Raw genomic sequence first — 14971 nt, forward strand, 5'->3', positions numbered from 1 at the left:
TGATAGCTCCTTTTACATTAATAACAACGTTACTATAACATATTATGAAAACATCACCAATTAGAAACAGGCTAGATACTGCCAAAGTATGAGATTAAATAGGGCTTAAGTATTAAAAAAGTATCAAACTTGAGGCATAATATATGTTTCAAGCTCGATACTATGATACTTAATGAAAAGATTGATATGGCACTCTGTTTAATATATTTATACCTGTTTGATGCTCCTCGATAAAATGACCTTCATTTGAAAAAATAATAATCTTAAGATATAAAAAATCCATTACAGATATGCCAAAATTTAACGCAAGTAAAAACATAAAATAGTGTCCGTATTGCGGAAAATGCATCGTTAGAAAAATCAAAAATATAGTTATTAAAATAAAAGGTAAAATTAAATTAATACAAAAGTATATCTTATGTACAGGCGTACTTACATACGTATTAAAATAGGGTAACCAACGCTTTTTGTTTAATTTATGAATTCTAAATGAATTAACATATGGTAAGAAAAAGAGAAGGTGTAATGCTTTATGGATAGGGTACATAAGTGCAACAAACATTAATAGGATAATAAAATGTCGATCTGATAAAGGCGTATCTACAAAATAGTACATTATTTCATAACTAATTAAAAATGCGATGACTGTAATAGTAAAACTTAAAAATGCAATTCTTGGTACACCAAATCGTGCATGAATATCAATTTGACGTTTACATAGAAACATACTGACACCTCTTAATAGGTCTTATTTATATATGCTACGTATTATCTAACTATCAGTAACAACAGTCAAGTCAATTTTGGCATTAAAAAAGAGAGTAGCGAAATATTCATAATGATTTCAACGCCACTCCCATATCACAGTTTAATCTAATGATTAAACTTTATTTATTATCTTTTGAAAAAGTATTACTTATTTCTTCGCCACGATTTTGGAGATTTTCAATGTGTGATTGTAATTTTTCGATATTAGGATTAATATCCGATTTAAAATCACCAATTAGTGTTTTAAATTCATCACCAATTTCGCTACCATATGAGACACCATCATTTTTTACTTGCTTACCATAATCAATAATATTAAAGAAATTACGTTTAAGTGACTCAATTTCACGTTCTAATTCAGAGCGAGACCCAGTAGGTTCTTTAGAATCAATCGTGTTATTCTTTACGCTTTGATCATCACGGTTTAACCAAGAAACAGCAATTCCAGATGCTACTCCCGCAGTAATACCAAATAATACGCGTGATATTTTCATGTTCTATTCTCCTCACTTATTATGTCGTTAACGGATAATAATAGAATAAGAAATGAAATAAATTTCAGATTCTACAACAATCATATTTCGACAAGTTAATTATAATTGTATATTACCCTAAAATGACATTCAATATGCAGAATTAATCAAATTGTGCTTTGATTTGATCAGCGATAGCTTGTTTTTGTTCATCTTTAATTTCGTTCTCATGTGTTTCCCAATGGTATCCGAAACCGTCGATATCATTTTCGTATCGTGGTAAGAAATGGAAATGAATATGGAATACTGATTGATCTGCGAAATCACCATTATTTTGTATGATATTTAGTCCATCAGGATTAAAAGCTTTCTTAATTGCATTAGCGACTTTAGGTAAAGCTGCACCAATATGAGCCATTGTCTCTTCATCAGTTTCAAAAATATTTGGTGACGCTTTTTTAGGGATTAATAACGTATGACCTTTAGTCACTTGTGAAATATCTAAAAATGCATAAACAAAGTCATCTTCATAAACTTTAAAGCTTGGAATCTCTCCAGATAAAATTTTACTAAATACAGTTTCAGCCATTTGAATGCACTCCTTTAACGTATTTATAGCTTATTATAGCATTAGTAAAATAAAATTTCGTTAGTGAAGTAAATGTAATTTTAGTAGTTAAAAGCTAATTTTGGTACAATGTTATTCATGGAGGTGCCTTATGACAGTAAAAGTTGAACATTTAACAGGTGGTTATGGGAAACGTCCTGTTATTGAAGATATAAATTTTGAATTAAAAGCAGGGGAAATTGTTGGTTTAATTGGATTAAATGGTGCAGGCAAAAGCACAACTATTAAACATATGCTAGGTTTATTAACGCCAACTGAGGGTAATCTCTCTATTTCAAATACAGAAATTACAGATGACATCGAAGTTTATCGAAAAAAGTTATCTTATATACCTGAATCACCAATTATTTATGAAGAATTAACATTAGAAGAGCATATTGCGATGACTGCAATGGCATATCAATTGAGTAAAGAAGAAGCAATGAAACGTGCAAGACCTTTACTTAAAACATTTAGATTAGAGAATGAATTAAAGGTCTTTCCTAGTCATTTCTCTAAAGGTATGAAACAAAAGGTGATGATAATATGTGCATTCATTGTTAATCCAGAATTATATATTATTGACGAACCATTTTTAGGACTTGATCCACTAGGGATTCAATCTATGTTGGATTTAATGGTAGAAAAGAAAAATGAAGGACGTACTATTTTAATGAGTACGCATATTTTGGCAACTGCAGAACGTTATTGTGATCGTTTTATTATTTTAGATAAAGGTAGAGTGGTTGCTTTCGGTGATTTAGAGGAGCTACGTAAACAAACTGGTTTAAGTGGTCACACACTTGATGACATCTATATACATGTCACACAAGGTGGTCAAGAAAATGGATAATTCAGCTACTTCATTATTTAAATCTAGATTGAACACCATTCAAAAAGAAAAGCGTTATTATAATAAATTTATTTTTAATGGCCATTTTTCAGTATTTTTATTAATTTTATTGGGAGCATTTATATTAGGTTATGGTCAATGGTTGCAACATATACCTAAACATATAGATTATGCGTTATGTGCAAGTATAATATTAGCTGTAACATCTATCTTTCCAATACGAACATTTTTAAAAGATGCAGATAGAATATTTTTATTGCCTTTTGAAAAACATATGAAAGATTATATGAACCTAAGCATTCGCTACAGTTATTTCAATAGAATAGCGATACAATTAGTAATACTCATTATATTGTTTCCATTATTTTCTAAATTAGATGGTGATTTCATAACACCATTTATCATCTTGAGCATTTTAACATTGATACATCCATGGATTGGATTGAAAGTGAGATGGCAATGGTATCAACTAAAGCAATCAAGTTGGAGTATAAGTTTAATTTTAATTTTGATTAATTTAGTGACATATGACTTAATATTGGGTTACCAAATATACTGGGGAGTTATCTTTACACTTATATTACTTGGTGGAATGTTAGCGTTACCTAAATTAAATCGAGTTAATTTATATCCATGGGAACGAATGATAAATATTGAAGAAAGACACCATACAAATTATTATAAATTCGTAAATATGTTTACGGATGTTAAACATTTAAAAGAGTCTGCAGTTAGACGTAGATATTTAGATTTCTTATTACCTACACCTAAAGGCCGGAAATTTAATTCTAAAAATATGTATTTATATCTGTTCACGCGTAGCTTTGTAAGAGGTAGAGATGCTTTTAGTATAATATTTAGACTGATTGTCATTGCATTAGTGCTAATGATTTGGCTATCGTTTCCGATTGTTTCAGCAATTATTGGATGTCTGTTTATGTACATTACATTATTGCAAATGTCTCAATTTTATAAGCAACAAGCCTATGGATTATGGCCTCAAGTTTGGCCAGTATCAGATGTCGAAGTGATTAAAGGCTATGAAAAATTTCTTTATCGCTTGATGTTAATTATAGGATTAATTTTTTTAATTGTATTTATCAGTATTTACCCACAATATTTCTTTTTCGCTCTAATCTTCTTTATAGTAGGGTGGTTAACGATTAGAAGCACAATTAAGAAATTACATTATCAAGAATCACTACTTAAAGATTAAAAAGGTTGCCTATAACTAGAACAAGCTAAACTACATCTAGTTAACAGGCAACCTTTTTATTATTCCTTGATTGGATATAAATATCTCTCAAAGTAGCTAGAATGTTGGCTACTAGAACCAAAATAATGTCTTAATGCATCTTTTGAAAAATAATCCTTAAATGTATCTGTTTCTTTAAAATCTTCGTAAGTTTGGCGATTAGCAAAACCAAAATAAACTTTGTAAGTTGTTCCTTGCACTGGTTTTAAAAATCGATAACTTTTAAAACCGGCAAATTTATCGAAATTTAATTCCAAATTTGCAATACGTTTTTCTAATTGATGAACATGATCATCAGAAGAAGGGATAAATATTGCTGAGTAAAAATGTGTTTGATCTAAGTCATTAATAGCATTAACAGTTGTATAAACAGTTGGATGTTTTAAAATTGATTTTTCATTTGATTCTTCAATAATTACAGAAGAATCATTTGTTGAAAATAAAAATAGATTTCTGTCAGTATTATTTGTTCGGATTTGATTTAAGTAACCATAAGTCCCATAAGTTGTATATATGTTCATGACTCATACCTCCTTTGTTGTTTATATTATACGATTAATTAATGATACTAGCTATAATAATTGTATGTATTGTTTAAATATTTTAAAAATTCATTTAGTCTTATTGAGGGATATTTTTAAGCATATAAATATACTATAATTATGGTTAATAAATTATTATAATTTAATGAATTGAAATGTACATTTATGCTTTGTCTTTTTTATGACATTTAAGTGTAGATAAACGATAATTATATCAGCATATGATATTATAGATAAGAATGATTTTAATTTAGGAGGACTATAAGGTGCATAATAAAAATAATACAATTTTACAAACGATTAAAGGTGAAAAAACATCTCATACACCTGTATGGTTTATGCGCCAAGCTGGCCGTTCACAACCAGAATATCGAAAATTAAAAGAGAAATATTCACTTTTCGACATCACACACCAACCTGAATTATGTGCTTATGTAACTCAATTACCAGTTGATAATTATAATACTGATGCAGCAGTTTTATATAAAGATATAATGACACCTTTGAAACCAATTGGTGTTGATGTTGATATTAAATCAGGTATTGGACCAGTCATTAGCAATCCAATTAAATCTGTATCTGATGTAGACAAATTAACTCAAATTGATCCAAAACGTGATGTACCGTACGTACTTGAAACAATTCAATTGCTAACACAAGAGAAATTGAATGTACCATTAATTGGGTTTACAGGTGCGCCATTTACATTAGCTTCTTATATGATTGAGGGCGGTCCTTCAAAAAATTATAATTATACTAAAGCAATGATGTATGGAGATGAGGCAACATGGTTTGCCTTAATGAATCATCTCGTACAAGTATCAATTGACTATGTGGTTGCTCAGGTTGAAGCGGGCGCAGAGCTGATTCAAATTTTCGACTCATGGGTTGGTGCTTTAAATGTTCAAGATTATCGATATTATATTAAACCCTCAATGGATAAGTTAATTAATGGAATTAAAGCTAAATATGATGTTCCTGTCATAATGTTTGGAGTGGGTGCAAGCCATTTAATTAATGAATGGAATGACTTAGCAATAGATGTCCTTGGATTAGATTGGCGTACGTCTATCTCATCAGCTACAAAAATGGGTGTTAATAAAACTTTACAGGGTAATTTAGATCCTTCATTGTTACTCGCGCCTTGGGACGTAATAGAGCAAAGAGTACGTGAAATTTTGGACGAGGGTATGGAAAGAGGTAAACACATTTTTAATTTAGGACACGGTGTTTTTCCTGAAGTACAACCTGATACATTAAAGCGAGTTACTCAATTTGTTCATGATTATACAAGTAAATAGTATTAAGAATACAAAGATTAAGGAAGGTTTTATTTAATGACTAAGACGGTAGGTTTATTAGTTATGGCATATGGAACACCATATAAAGAGAGTGATATTGAACCATATTATACAGATATTAGACATGGTAAGAGACCAACTGATGAGGAATTACAAGATTTAAAAGACCGATATGAATTTATTGGTGGTCTTTCTCCTTTAGCTGGCACTACTGATCGTCAAGCTGAAACATTAAAAGATGCTTTAAATCAAGTTTATGAAGATGTTGAATTTAAATTGTATTTGGGTCTAAAGCATATTTCTCCTTATATTGAAGAAGCTGTAGAAAAAATGTATAAAGATGGCATTAAAGAAGCGGTTACTGTTGTTTTAGCGCCACATTATTCTAGTTTCTCAGTTGGATCATACAATAAACGTGCTAAAGAAGAAGCCGATAAATACGATATTGCTTTACATCATGTTGAACATTATTATCACCAACCTAAATTTATTGAGTATTGGACTAATAAAATCAATGAAACTTTAGAGCAAATTCCCCAAAATGAACATGATGAGACAATCTTAGTTGTATCAGCTCATAGTTTGCCTAAAGGTTTAATTGAAAAAAATAATGATCCATACCCTGATGAATTAAAAGATACAATGAATCGTTTACAAACATCTTCAAATATTAAACACGTTGCTCAAGGCTGGCAGTCTGAGGGTCACACAGGTACACCTTGGTTAGGACCTGATGTACAAGATTTAACAAGAACATTGTACAACGAACATCAATATAAACACTTTATCTACACGCCAGTAGGTTTTGTATGTGAGCATTTGGAAGTACTGTATGATAATGATTATGAATGTAAAGTTGTTTGTGATGAGATAGGAGCAAATTACTATCGTCCAACAATGCCTAACACGGATCCATTATTTATTAATGCTATCGTGGATGAAATAAAAACAGTTTTTTAATAAAGGAAGGGACTCAATGTGAGTAAAAAAGTTGCAATTATTGGTGCAGGTATAACTGGCCTCTCAAGCGCATATTATTTAAAACATTATAAACCAGATATAGATGTAACCATTTTTGAAGCGACAAATCGTCCAGGTGGAAAGATACAGACGTATCGTAAAGATGGATATACTATAGAACTAGGCCCTGAATCTTATCTTGGACGAAAAACAATCATGACTGATATAGCAAAAGATATTGGACTTGAAGATGATTTAATTACTAATGAAACAGGTCAGTCATACATTTTCGCAAAAAATAAATTGTATCCTATACCAGGTGGTTCGATTATGGGCATCCCAACTGATATTAAACCGTTTTTAAAAACAAGACTTATTTCACCAATTGGTAAGATAAGAGCGGGACTAGATTTGGTAATACCTCCAATAAAAATTGAGGATGATATATCAGTTGGAGCGTTTTTTAGAAGACGATTAGGAAATGAAGTGCTTGAAAATTTAATAGAACCCCTCATGGGTGGTATTTATGGTACCGATATAGATCGATTGAGTTTAATGAGTACATTTCCTAATTTTAAAGAACAAGAGGAAAAGTACGGTAGTTTAATCAAAGGTATGCAACACGAAAAGGCTGAACGTATTAAACAACGTCAATTATATCCTGGTGCCCCTAAAGGTCAATTTAGACAATTTCGTCACGGATTAAGTTCATTTATTGAAGCATTAGCTAAAAATGTACAAGATAAAGGCGTAAAGATGAAATATCAAACATATGTAGAAGATATCATTATTAACAATGACAATTATGAAATAGTAACTGATCAATACAGTGAACAATTTGATGGTATTTTAATTACTACGCCTCATCAAGCATTTATGAAATGGTTCAATCACGATCAAGCTTTTAAATACTTTAACGAGATGGATTCTACTTCAGTTGCAACAGTTGTATTTGCATTTGATGAGAAGAATATTGAAAACACATATAACGGTACTGGTTTTGTCATCGCGAGAACAAGTAATACAAATATTACAGCTTGTACTTGGACTAGTAAAAAATGGCCTTTTACTACACCGCAAGGAAAAGTTTTAATTAGAGCATATGTAGGTAAACCAGGTGATACAGTTGTTGAAGATCATACTGATGAAGAAATTGCGACTATCGCACGTCGTGATTTAAATAAAATGATGACTTTTCATGGAGATCCGGAGTTTACAATTGTTAATCGTTTGACTAAAAGCATGCCTCAATATCACATTGGTCATATTGGTCAAATAAGAAAAATTCAACAGCACGTTAAAAATACTTATTCTGCGCTCAGAATTACAGGAGCACCATTTGAAGCGGTTGGGCTTCCAGATTGTATTCAACAAGGTAAAAATGCTGTGGAAGAATTGCTTGATGAAATATAATAATTTAAACACTTTTTTTGAGGCGAATTTGCCTCTTTAAAAGTGTTTTGTTATATAAATTGAGAATTATTATTTAAGTTTAAGGAGGTAAAAATATTAATGACTAATGTAATTATAGTTCATTCACAATTAGGAAATTCTCATAACCACTGGTATAAGTGGTTGCAACATAATTTAGAACTAGAAGGTTACGATGTTCAACTATTCCATTTAGATGAAAGTAAGAATGATGATATAGACAATTGGGTCTTCGAATTAAATCAACAAATTGAACTTTTATCTAAAGATACTTATTTTGTCACTCATGGGTATGGTTCATTGGCTACTTTGAAATACATTGAAGGTCTATCAATTGATGGACCATTTGAGGGGTTCTTCAGTATAGCAGGATTTAAAGAAGATGCGAAGAAAATAGACGATTCAATAAAAGTAGGGGAGTTTAATATTGATTATGACTTGATTAAAACTAAAGTTAACCACTTTTATGGACTAGCTTCAAAAGATGATTCTTATGTTTCTTACTTAGAAACTCAAAACTTAATTGACGAATTAGGTGGTAAGACTAAAATTGTTAATGAAGGTGGACATTTCTTAGAAGAAGAGGGCTTTGTATCCTTTACTGAATTACAAGAGAAAATGCAACATTACATGACTAAATAATAAAACATGTGATTTAATTATTAATAGTCATATATTTAAACTAATTTAAGTAGGGAGTTAAAGCTACCTACTTTTTATTATCATTAAGGTTGATAATTAAATATAGAGATACTTTCAAGTGCAATTAGATATCCAATTGGTATCTTTAATTAAAATATTTTAAATGTAGCGTTTTTTTACACAAAATAGTTTGCGATACTTATTGACTAAGTTAATGATACTATATATACTAATAAAGTATTCGAAAGGCGATAGCTATTAGTCAATTGTCGCATTTCAATATGAAGATTCGATTAAATGAATGTAAAATTTATTTAAAATAATTATTGACATTAGATAATATAAAATGATATACTTGTTAAGTACTGATTTTTGAGACGTAAATAATATTAGCGCGGGATGGAGCAGTTCGGTAGCTCGTCGGGCTCATAACCCGAAGGTCGGTGGTTCAAATCCGCCTCCCGCAATACATAGTTTTAATAGGTCTCGTAGTGTAGCGGTTAACACGCCTGCCTGTCACGCAGGAGATCGCGGGTTCGATTCCCGTCGAGACCGCCATTACTTATTACGGTTCAGTAGCTCAGTTGGTAGAGCAATGGATTGAAGCTCCATGTGTCGGCAGTTCGACTCTGTCCTGAACCATTCAATCATTTTGGCGGTTGTGGCGAAGTGGTTAACGCATCGGATTGTGGTTCCGACATTCGAGGGTTCGATTCCCTTCAACCGCCCCATAATCGTTTACTACGCGGGTGTAGTTTAATGGCAAAACCTCAGCCTTCCAAGCTGATGTTGTGGGTTCGATTCCCATCACCCGCTCCATCATATTATTCCGCAGTAGCTCAGTGGTAGAGCTATCGGCTGTTAACCGATCGGTCGTAGGTTCGAATCCTACCTGCGGAGCCATGGCTCCTTGGTCAAGCGGTTAAGACACCGCCCTTTCACGGCGGTAACACGGGTTCGAGTCCCGTAGGAGTCATACAAACAGAAGTGAAATATCGCTTCTGTTTTTTTATGTATATATATAACTAATATTGAGGAGAGCTGTCCGAGTCTGGCCGAAGGAGCACGCCTGGAAAGTGTGTAAGCGCCATAAGCGTTTCAAGGGTTCGAATCCCTTGCTCTCCATATGATAAGCCTTATACAATAGGGTTTCGAGTTAGCAAGTGTCAAAACGTGTCAAGAAAACAATTTACTGACACGTTGACCTTGCTTTTTTATTTTTAGTAAGTTGTAATGTATAGGGGAGTGGGACAGAATTTTTTTTAAATTCGTCATCCGCTCCCAGCTTGCTTTGCTTGTGGAATTTCTTATTGAAATTCTCTCTTCTGGGGTCCCGTCCCCAACTTGCTTAGCTTGTAAAATACTTTCGTGATTTTTTGTGTTGGGGCTCCGCTCACCTCCGCAAGGGTGACTAGAATTGAAAAAAGCTTGATTTAAGCGCATTTTCAATTCAGTCAGCTACTGCGAATTTGCAAAATAGCTTCATTATATTATTTTTGTCCCACTTCCAATGAGATAAGATGGAATATTTAGTATTTAATTTATATTGTTTTTATTATATAAAAACAATATAATATATTTAGGTCAACGACAATGCGTGGAGCTTATAAAACGAAATACATTGATTTTCAAGGATTTGAAATGAAAATTTCAACATAAGCAGAAAATGGAGTTAGAGTAATGGGTACTCTAGCTCTCTTTTATATCAAATTAAAAATACTGATAGATTTAAAAAATAGAATATCTTTAAGTTACAATCATGATCGCATTATTCAATTATCGATTGAAGGTGAAATGGAAGAATTAGTGGATAAAATTTATGTTGGTTTTATTATATAAAAATATTATAATATATTTACGTCAACGACAATGCGTGGAGCTTATAAAACGAAATACATTGCAACCAGTAGCCAGCCTACTATGAGGCTAGGCAATAATTGAATATCATAGCTTATCAGAGTTTGAAGTGGTAATCATCACTTTAAACTCTTTTTATTTTTTTAAAATAAAAGTAGCTTATTATTTATAGTTAAAATACACTTTAAATCTTTATAGTTATTAGTTAATGGCATTAAAATATGCTGCTTCTTAAACACAACCAATGCTAACTAACTCAAATATCGTTATAATTATAATGTATGTATATGGAGGAATGAAAAGTGGATTTTTGGTTAAAAGAGCAAAGTATTAAAAATAGAGATAAGATAGCAGTTACAGATGGAAATCATTCTATAACATTTAAAGAATTATATGATAAAGCACTTTCAATTTCAGAACATATAGTTTCTTTGAATTTGAATAGAGTAGGATTGTACATTAAGAATGATATTGAGTCTATTACGCTTATAAACGCGTGTTGGTTAGCTAATGTTGAAATAGCAATGTTAAACACACGATTAACAGAAACTGAAATGATAAATCAAATGAATTCCATTAATATTACAACTATATTTACGACGCAACCTTTTCATTTGTCGCATTTCAATGTGATACATTTATCTGAATTAGAACAATATCCAAGTCATACCAATGACGAAACATTTAATGATGAACGTATTGCATCAATCATGTTTACATCAGGTACGACAGGGCCTCAAAAAGCAGTACCACAAACATTTAAAAATCATTATGCAAGTGCGATTGGTTGTAAAAAAAGTTTAGGATATGATGAAACTACGAAATGGTTATCTGTTTTACCGATATATCATATTTCAGGGCTCAGTGTGTTGTTACGTTCTATAATCGAGGGTTTTACGGTACGTATACTGGAAAAATATAATACGCAAACGATGTTAGCGATTATTAAAGAAGAAAGACCTACACATGTATCTTTAGTGCCACAAACACTTAAATGGCTTATGGATGCAGGATTAAATCAGCCTTTCTCACTTGAAAAAATACTACTTGGAGGCGCCAAATTGTCATCTATATTAATTGATGAAGCGCTAAATGATCAGTTGCCGATATACAATTCATTTGGAATGACAGAAACGTGTTCTCAATTTCTAACTGCTACACCCGAGATGCTTGCACAACGGTATGATACTGTTGGCAAACCAAGCGAAAACGTTAATGTACGTATTAAACATCCAAATAGTGAAGGTCATGGCGAACTTCTCATAAAAGGGAACAATGTAATGAACGGTTATTTATATCCAACAGGGTTGAGCGATACTTTTGAGGATGGATACTTTAAGACTGGTGATATAGCAGAAATTGATGAGGAAGGATTTGTGATGGTTTATGATCGTCGCAAAGATTTGATCATAAGTGGTGGGGAAAATATTTATCCTTATGAGATTGAAACAATTGCTAAAACACACTCAGATATTAATGACGCTGTATGTGTAGCGCAAGAGGATGCGACGTGGGGTCAAATACCAGTACTATATTATGTTTCAGATGATACAATTCCAGAAATAGAATTAACTAAATATTTGAAAACGTATTTGGCAAAATATAAAGTACCCAAAGCCTTTCATCAGGTTGAAAGTTTACCATACACTTCTACAGGTAAATTACAACGCAACAAAATGATTAATAAAGGACAATAATATGAGGATTAAAGCAGTAAATTTTTATCTTTACAATCAGGAATTTAAAAATCCAATTGTAACTCCTAAAGTTAAAATGACATACCGAAAAGCACTTATTGTTGAAATCTTAAGTGAAGATGATCAATCTTTTTTTGGAGAGTGCAATGCATTTGAAACAAATTGGTACAACGAAGAAACGATTGAAACTGTACAAGAAACACTTTCTCAATGGGCGGAAAGCGTCATACATAAGTCATTTCATGTATATGAAGATTGGAAACCATATTTAGATATACTTGACAATTATCCCACAGCGAGAAGTACTGTAGTTATGGCGATTTATCAGATGTATCATGATTTACCGAAGTTTAAAGTAGCATATGGTGCAACGATAAGTGGCTTAAGTACACAACAACTTGAGTATTTAAAACAAACTCAACCCAAACGTATAAAGTTGAAATGGACAGGTCAACTGAATGATGACATCACACTTTTAGATGACATATTGCGTTATGATTTTGAATTAGCATTAGATGCTAATGAGTCACTAGATGTTTCTGATTTTCAAAAACTAGAATCTATAAATGACCAAAATATACTTTATATAGAAGAACCATTTAAATCGTTGTCTTCAACTTTAAACATTGATCATACGCAATACCCTGCAATTGCAATCGATGAAAAAGCTACTGATATCAATAGTATTATCTCAATTGTTAACCAATTCCCGGTTAAAGTAGTGATTGTTAAACCATTTAGAGTGGGTGGACTTGATAGAGTACAATCATTGATTCGTGAATTGAAATCAATTGATATTAAAGTGGTTATCGGTGGAATGTACGAATATGGACTAAGTCGTTACTTTACTGCATTATTAGCTCGAGAAGGTGATTATCCTGGGGATGTAACCCCAGATGGTTATTATTTTACTGACGATTTCACGCAAGGTGTCGGTAAATTAAAAGAGGGGATGATTTCATTTCATCCCCCTCAAATCGATAAATCAAAATTATATAAATTAAATTAGTGTCTATGTTTATGTTTATCCTTTTTTAAAGGAACTGGATCAAACCCACCTTTATGTAGTGGATGACATTTAAGAATGCGACGTATTCCCATGTAGCCGCCTTTGAGTGGGCCGTAAACTTCAATCGCTTCTCGTGTATATTCTGAACACGTAGGATAAAATCGGCATGTGGGTGGTGTCATAGGTGAAATATAGCGTTGATATATATGGATTATTCCAAGAAATAATTTTTTTAACATTATAGGCCTCCAACAAGTAATACGATTATAAATAAGTTTAACATATTGAAGGGAGTAGTATGGAACATGGAGTTTCTAGATAAAGATAATAGACGTGTCACAATGTGTTACAAAACGAACAACGACCATCCAGATGGTAATCATGTTTTAGCTATTCCGTTATATCAGAGTCAGTTACTATTTACCCAACATAAATTACGTGGCATAGAGTTCCCGGGTGGCAAGGTTGAAAAAGGAGAAGAAAGCATACAAGCTATCAAGAGAGAGCTTTTTGAAGAAACAGGAGGTATACCTGAAACGATAGATTATATTGCTCAATATCAGGTTCATACATTCGATAACTCAATTTTCAAAAAAGATGTATATATCGTGAAGATTAAATCATTTAAAGAGAAAAGTGATTATTTAGAAACGAGAGGGCCATTATTATTTGATAATATTAATTCCATTCCATTAGATAAACAAAGTTATTTAATACAAGATAATGCAATTCTTAAATGTGTCGAGAGGATGATAGAACTTGGATATTATCGCGACTAAAAAAATGCCTATAGCATCAAGAACGCATCAATTTGATGAAATTACTTATAAAGTTGATGGCTTAAAAGTAAAAGCATTACAGATGTGTCCTTTAACGAAGACAGTAAAAAGAATCGTAGTATATTTGCGAGGAGGTAAGGGACAAGTCGGACGTGTACGTGCAGCAAGACTAATGCAGTTTGCAAATGATAATACCTTAGTTGTAGGTCCTTATTATAGAGGAAGTAATGGAAGTGAAGGTAGAGATGAGTTTGCTAACGCTGATTTAAAAGATGTTACCTATCTCATAAAGATACTTAAACAACGATTTCCTAATGCATATATACACATGATTGGTTTTTCAAGAGGTGGAATACAAGGACTACTTACATATCAAGATTACCCAGTCGATAGTTACATCATCTGGGGTGGTGTATCAAGCATGCACTTGATGTATGAAGAACGTGCTGATTTAAGAGGGATGTTGCGTCGAATGGTAGGACATCCTTCCAAAAATAAAGAATCTTATGACCAAAGAGATGCGATAAAACTTATTGATTCTAATAGTCCACCAATTTTAATCGTTCATGGTGGCAAGGATAAACAAGTAGGTATTCATCATGCCTATTACTTAGAAGAACAATTGAAATTAAAAGGTGTTGTTCATGATACATTTTATCAACTTAATGAAGGGCATGTACCTAGACCACAAGCAATGAAATTAGCGCTCGATTATGTGAATCAATGGATGACGAAATGTGAAGAAATTTAATAAGACAACGTATAAGGGTTCAGTACAGTATGCCTTATACGTTGTC

16 protein-coding genes and 8 tRNA genes are annotated in these 14971 nt (G+C 32.1%); 19 read left to right on the forward strand and 5 right to left on the reverse strand.

Features of this window, described 5'->3' with window-relative positions:
• Nucleotides 1-169: 169 nt before the first annotated feature.
• From SBL15_RS03705 to SBL15_RS03715, 3 genes are all read right to left on the reverse strand, one after another.
• Nucleotides 170-727: a DUF3267 domain-containing protein gene (locus SBL15_RS03705; protein ID WP_107612301.1), complete on the reverse strand. Its 558-nt coding sequence runs from the start codon at nucleotides 725-727 to the stop codon at nucleotides 170-172.
• 160 nt (nucleotides 728-887) lie between these two features.
• Nucleotides 888-1262 carry a YtxH domain-containing protein gene (locus tag SBL15_RS03710; protein ID WP_037538626.1) on the reverse strand — a complete coding sequence of 125 codons (375 nt, stop codon included), beginning with the start codon at nucleotides 1260-1262 and terminating at the stop codon, nucleotides 888-890.
• A 142-nt stretch (nucleotides 1263-1404) separates the two neighbouring features.
• Complete coding sequence (locus tag SBL15_RS03715; RefSeq protein ID WP_317955210.1) at nucleotides 1405-1830, reverse strand: HIT family protein; 426 nt, start codon at nucleotides 1828-1830, stop codon at nucleotides 1405-1407.
• A gap of 130 nt (nucleotides 1831-1960) precedes the next feature.
• On the opposite strand from SBL15_RS03715, the gene ecsA reads away from it, so the two are divergent.
• Nucleotides 1961-2701: an ABC transporter ATP-binding protein EcsA gene (gene ecsA / locus SBL15_RS03720; RefSeq protein WP_107612303.1), complete on the forward strand. Its 741-nt coding sequence runs from the start codon at nucleotides 1961-1963 to the stop codon at nucleotides 2699-2701.
• On the forward strand, nucleotides 2694-3917 hold the full coding sequence (gene ecsB / locus SBL15_RS03725) for an ABC transporter permease EcsB (protein ID WP_107612304.1): 1224 nt from the start codon (nucleotides 2694-2696) through the stop codon (nucleotides 3915-3917). The genes ecsA and ecsB overlap by 8 nt, the downstream gene beginning before the upstream one ends.
• A gap of 59 nt (nucleotides 3918-3976) precedes the next feature.
• On the opposite strand, the gene SBL15_RS03730 is transcribed toward ecsB, so the two are convergent.
• Nucleotides 3977-4477 (reverse strand): signal transduction protein TRAP, encoded by a 501-nt coding sequence (locus SBL15_RS03730; RefSeq protein ID WP_107612305.1) that lies wholly within the window; start codon nucleotides 4475-4477, stop codon nucleotides 3977-3979.
• A gap of 287 nt (nucleotides 4478-4764) precedes the next feature.
• Between SBL15_RS03730 and hemE the strand changes: the two genes are divergently transcribed.
• From hemE to menC, 15 genes are all read left to right on the forward strand, one after another.
• The gene (hemE, locus tag SBL15_RS03735; RefSeq protein WP_011275429.1) at nucleotides 4765-5799 is read left to right on the forward strand and encodes a uroporphyrinogen decarboxylase; all 1035 of its coding nucleotides are present in this window, start codon (nucleotides 4765-4767) and stop codon (nucleotides 5797-5799) included.
• A gap of 36 nt (nucleotides 5800-5835) precedes the next feature.
• Nucleotides 5836-6759, forward strand: coding sequence for a ferrochelatase (gene hemH, locus SBL15_RS03740; RefSeq protein ID WP_107612693.1), 924 nt, complete (start codon nucleotides 5836-5838; stop codon nucleotides 6757-6759).
• Nucleotides 6760-6777: 18 nt separating this feature from the next.
• Nucleotides 6778-8172 (forward strand): protoporphyrinogen oxidase, encoded by a 1395-nt coding sequence (gene hemY, locus SBL15_RS03745; protein WP_119472316.1) that lies wholly within the window; start codon nucleotides 6778-6780, stop codon nucleotides 8170-8172.
• A 99-nt stretch (nucleotides 8173-8271) separates the two neighbouring features.
• The gene (locus SBL15_RS03750) at nucleotides 8272-8832 is read left to right on the forward strand and encodes an RBBP9/YdeN family alpha/beta hydrolase (protein WP_107612689.1); all 561 of its coding nucleotides are present in this window, start codon (nucleotides 8272-8274) and stop codon (nucleotides 8830-8832) included.
• Between the two features lie 393 nt (nucleotides 8833-9225).
• A tRNA-Met gene (locus tag SBL15_RS03755) sits at nucleotides 9226-9299 on the forward strand.
• A gap of 15 nt (nucleotides 9300-9314) precedes the next feature.
• Nucleotides 9315-9390 (forward strand) — tRNA-Asp (locus SBL15_RS03760).
• Nucleotides 9391-9401: 11 nt separating this feature from the next.
• Nucleotides 9402-9474: transfer RNA gene (locus SBL15_RS03765), tRNA-Phe, on the forward strand.
• Nucleotides 9475-9487: 13 nt separating this feature from the next.
• Nucleotides 9488-9563: transfer RNA gene (locus SBL15_RS03770), tRNA-His, on the forward strand.
• 14 nt (nucleotides 9564-9577) lie between these two features.
• Nucleotides 9578-9651 (forward strand) — tRNA-Gly (locus SBL15_RS03775).
• Between the two features lie 9 nt (nucleotides 9652-9660).
• A tRNA-Asn gene (locus tag SBL15_RS03780) sits at nucleotides 9661-9735 on the forward strand.
• Nucleotide 9736: 1 nt separating this feature from the next.
• Nucleotides 9737-9808: transfer RNA gene (locus tag SBL15_RS03785), tRNA-Glu, on the forward strand.
• Nucleotides 9809-9867: 59 nt separating this feature from the next.
• Nucleotides 9868-9957 (forward strand) — tRNA-Ser (locus SBL15_RS03790).
• 555 nt (nucleotides 9958-10512) lie between these two features.
• Nucleotides 10513-10671: a hypothetical protein gene (locus tag SBL15_RS03795; RefSeq protein ID WP_158260785.1), complete on the forward strand. Its 159-nt coding sequence runs from the start codon at nucleotides 10513-10515 to the stop codon at nucleotides 10669-10671.
• 320 nt (nucleotides 10672-10991) lie between these two features.
• On the forward strand, nucleotides 10992-12386 hold the full coding sequence (gene menE, locus SBL15_RS03800) for an o-succinylbenzoate--CoA ligase (protein WP_317955211.1): 1395 nt from the start codon (nucleotides 10992-10994) through the stop codon (nucleotides 12384-12386).
• Between the two features lies 1 nt (nucleotide 12387).
• Entirely contained in the window at nucleotides 12388-13395 is a 1008-nt protein-coding gene (gene menC / locus SBL15_RS03805; RefSeq protein ID WP_317955212.1) for an o-succinylbenzoate synthase, read from the forward strand.
• On the opposite strand, the gene yidD is transcribed toward menC, so the two are convergent.
• Nucleotides 13392-13634 carry a membrane protein insertion efficiency factor YidD gene (gene yidD / locus SBL15_RS03810; RefSeq protein WP_037538598.1) on the reverse strand — a complete coding sequence of 81 codons (243 nt, stop codon included), beginning with the start codon at nucleotides 13632-13634 and terminating at the stop codon, nucleotides 13392-13394. The two genes, menC and yidD, sit on opposite strands and share 4 nt — an antisense overlap.
• A gap of 66 nt (nucleotides 13635-13700) precedes the next feature.
• Here yidD and ytkD point away from each other — a divergent pair, with 66 nt between their 5' ends.
• Both ytkD and SBL15_RS03820 read left to right on the forward strand, forming a co-directional pair.
• Nucleotides 13701-14174, forward strand: a complete 474-nt coding sequence (ytkD, locus tag SBL15_RS03815) for an RNA deprotection pyrophosphohydrolase (RefSeq protein WP_107612546.1) — start codon at nucleotides 13701-13703, stop codon at nucleotides 14172-14174.
• Nucleotides 14155-14925 carry an alpha/beta hydrolase family protein gene (locus tag SBL15_RS03820; RefSeq protein WP_317955214.1) on the forward strand — a complete coding sequence of 257 codons (771 nt, stop codon included), beginning with the start codon at nucleotides 14155-14157 and terminating at the stop codon, nucleotides 14923-14925. The genes ytkD and SBL15_RS03820 overlap by 20 nt, the downstream gene beginning before the upstream one ends.
• The last annotated feature ends 46 nt before the right edge of the window (nucleotides 14926-14971 follow it).

This window comes from Staphylococcus sp. NWU MKU2 (assembly GCF_033283605.1).
Classification (GTDB): Bacteria; Bacillota; Bacilli; order Staphylococcales; family Staphylococcaceae; genus Staphylococcus; species Staphylococcus haemolyticus.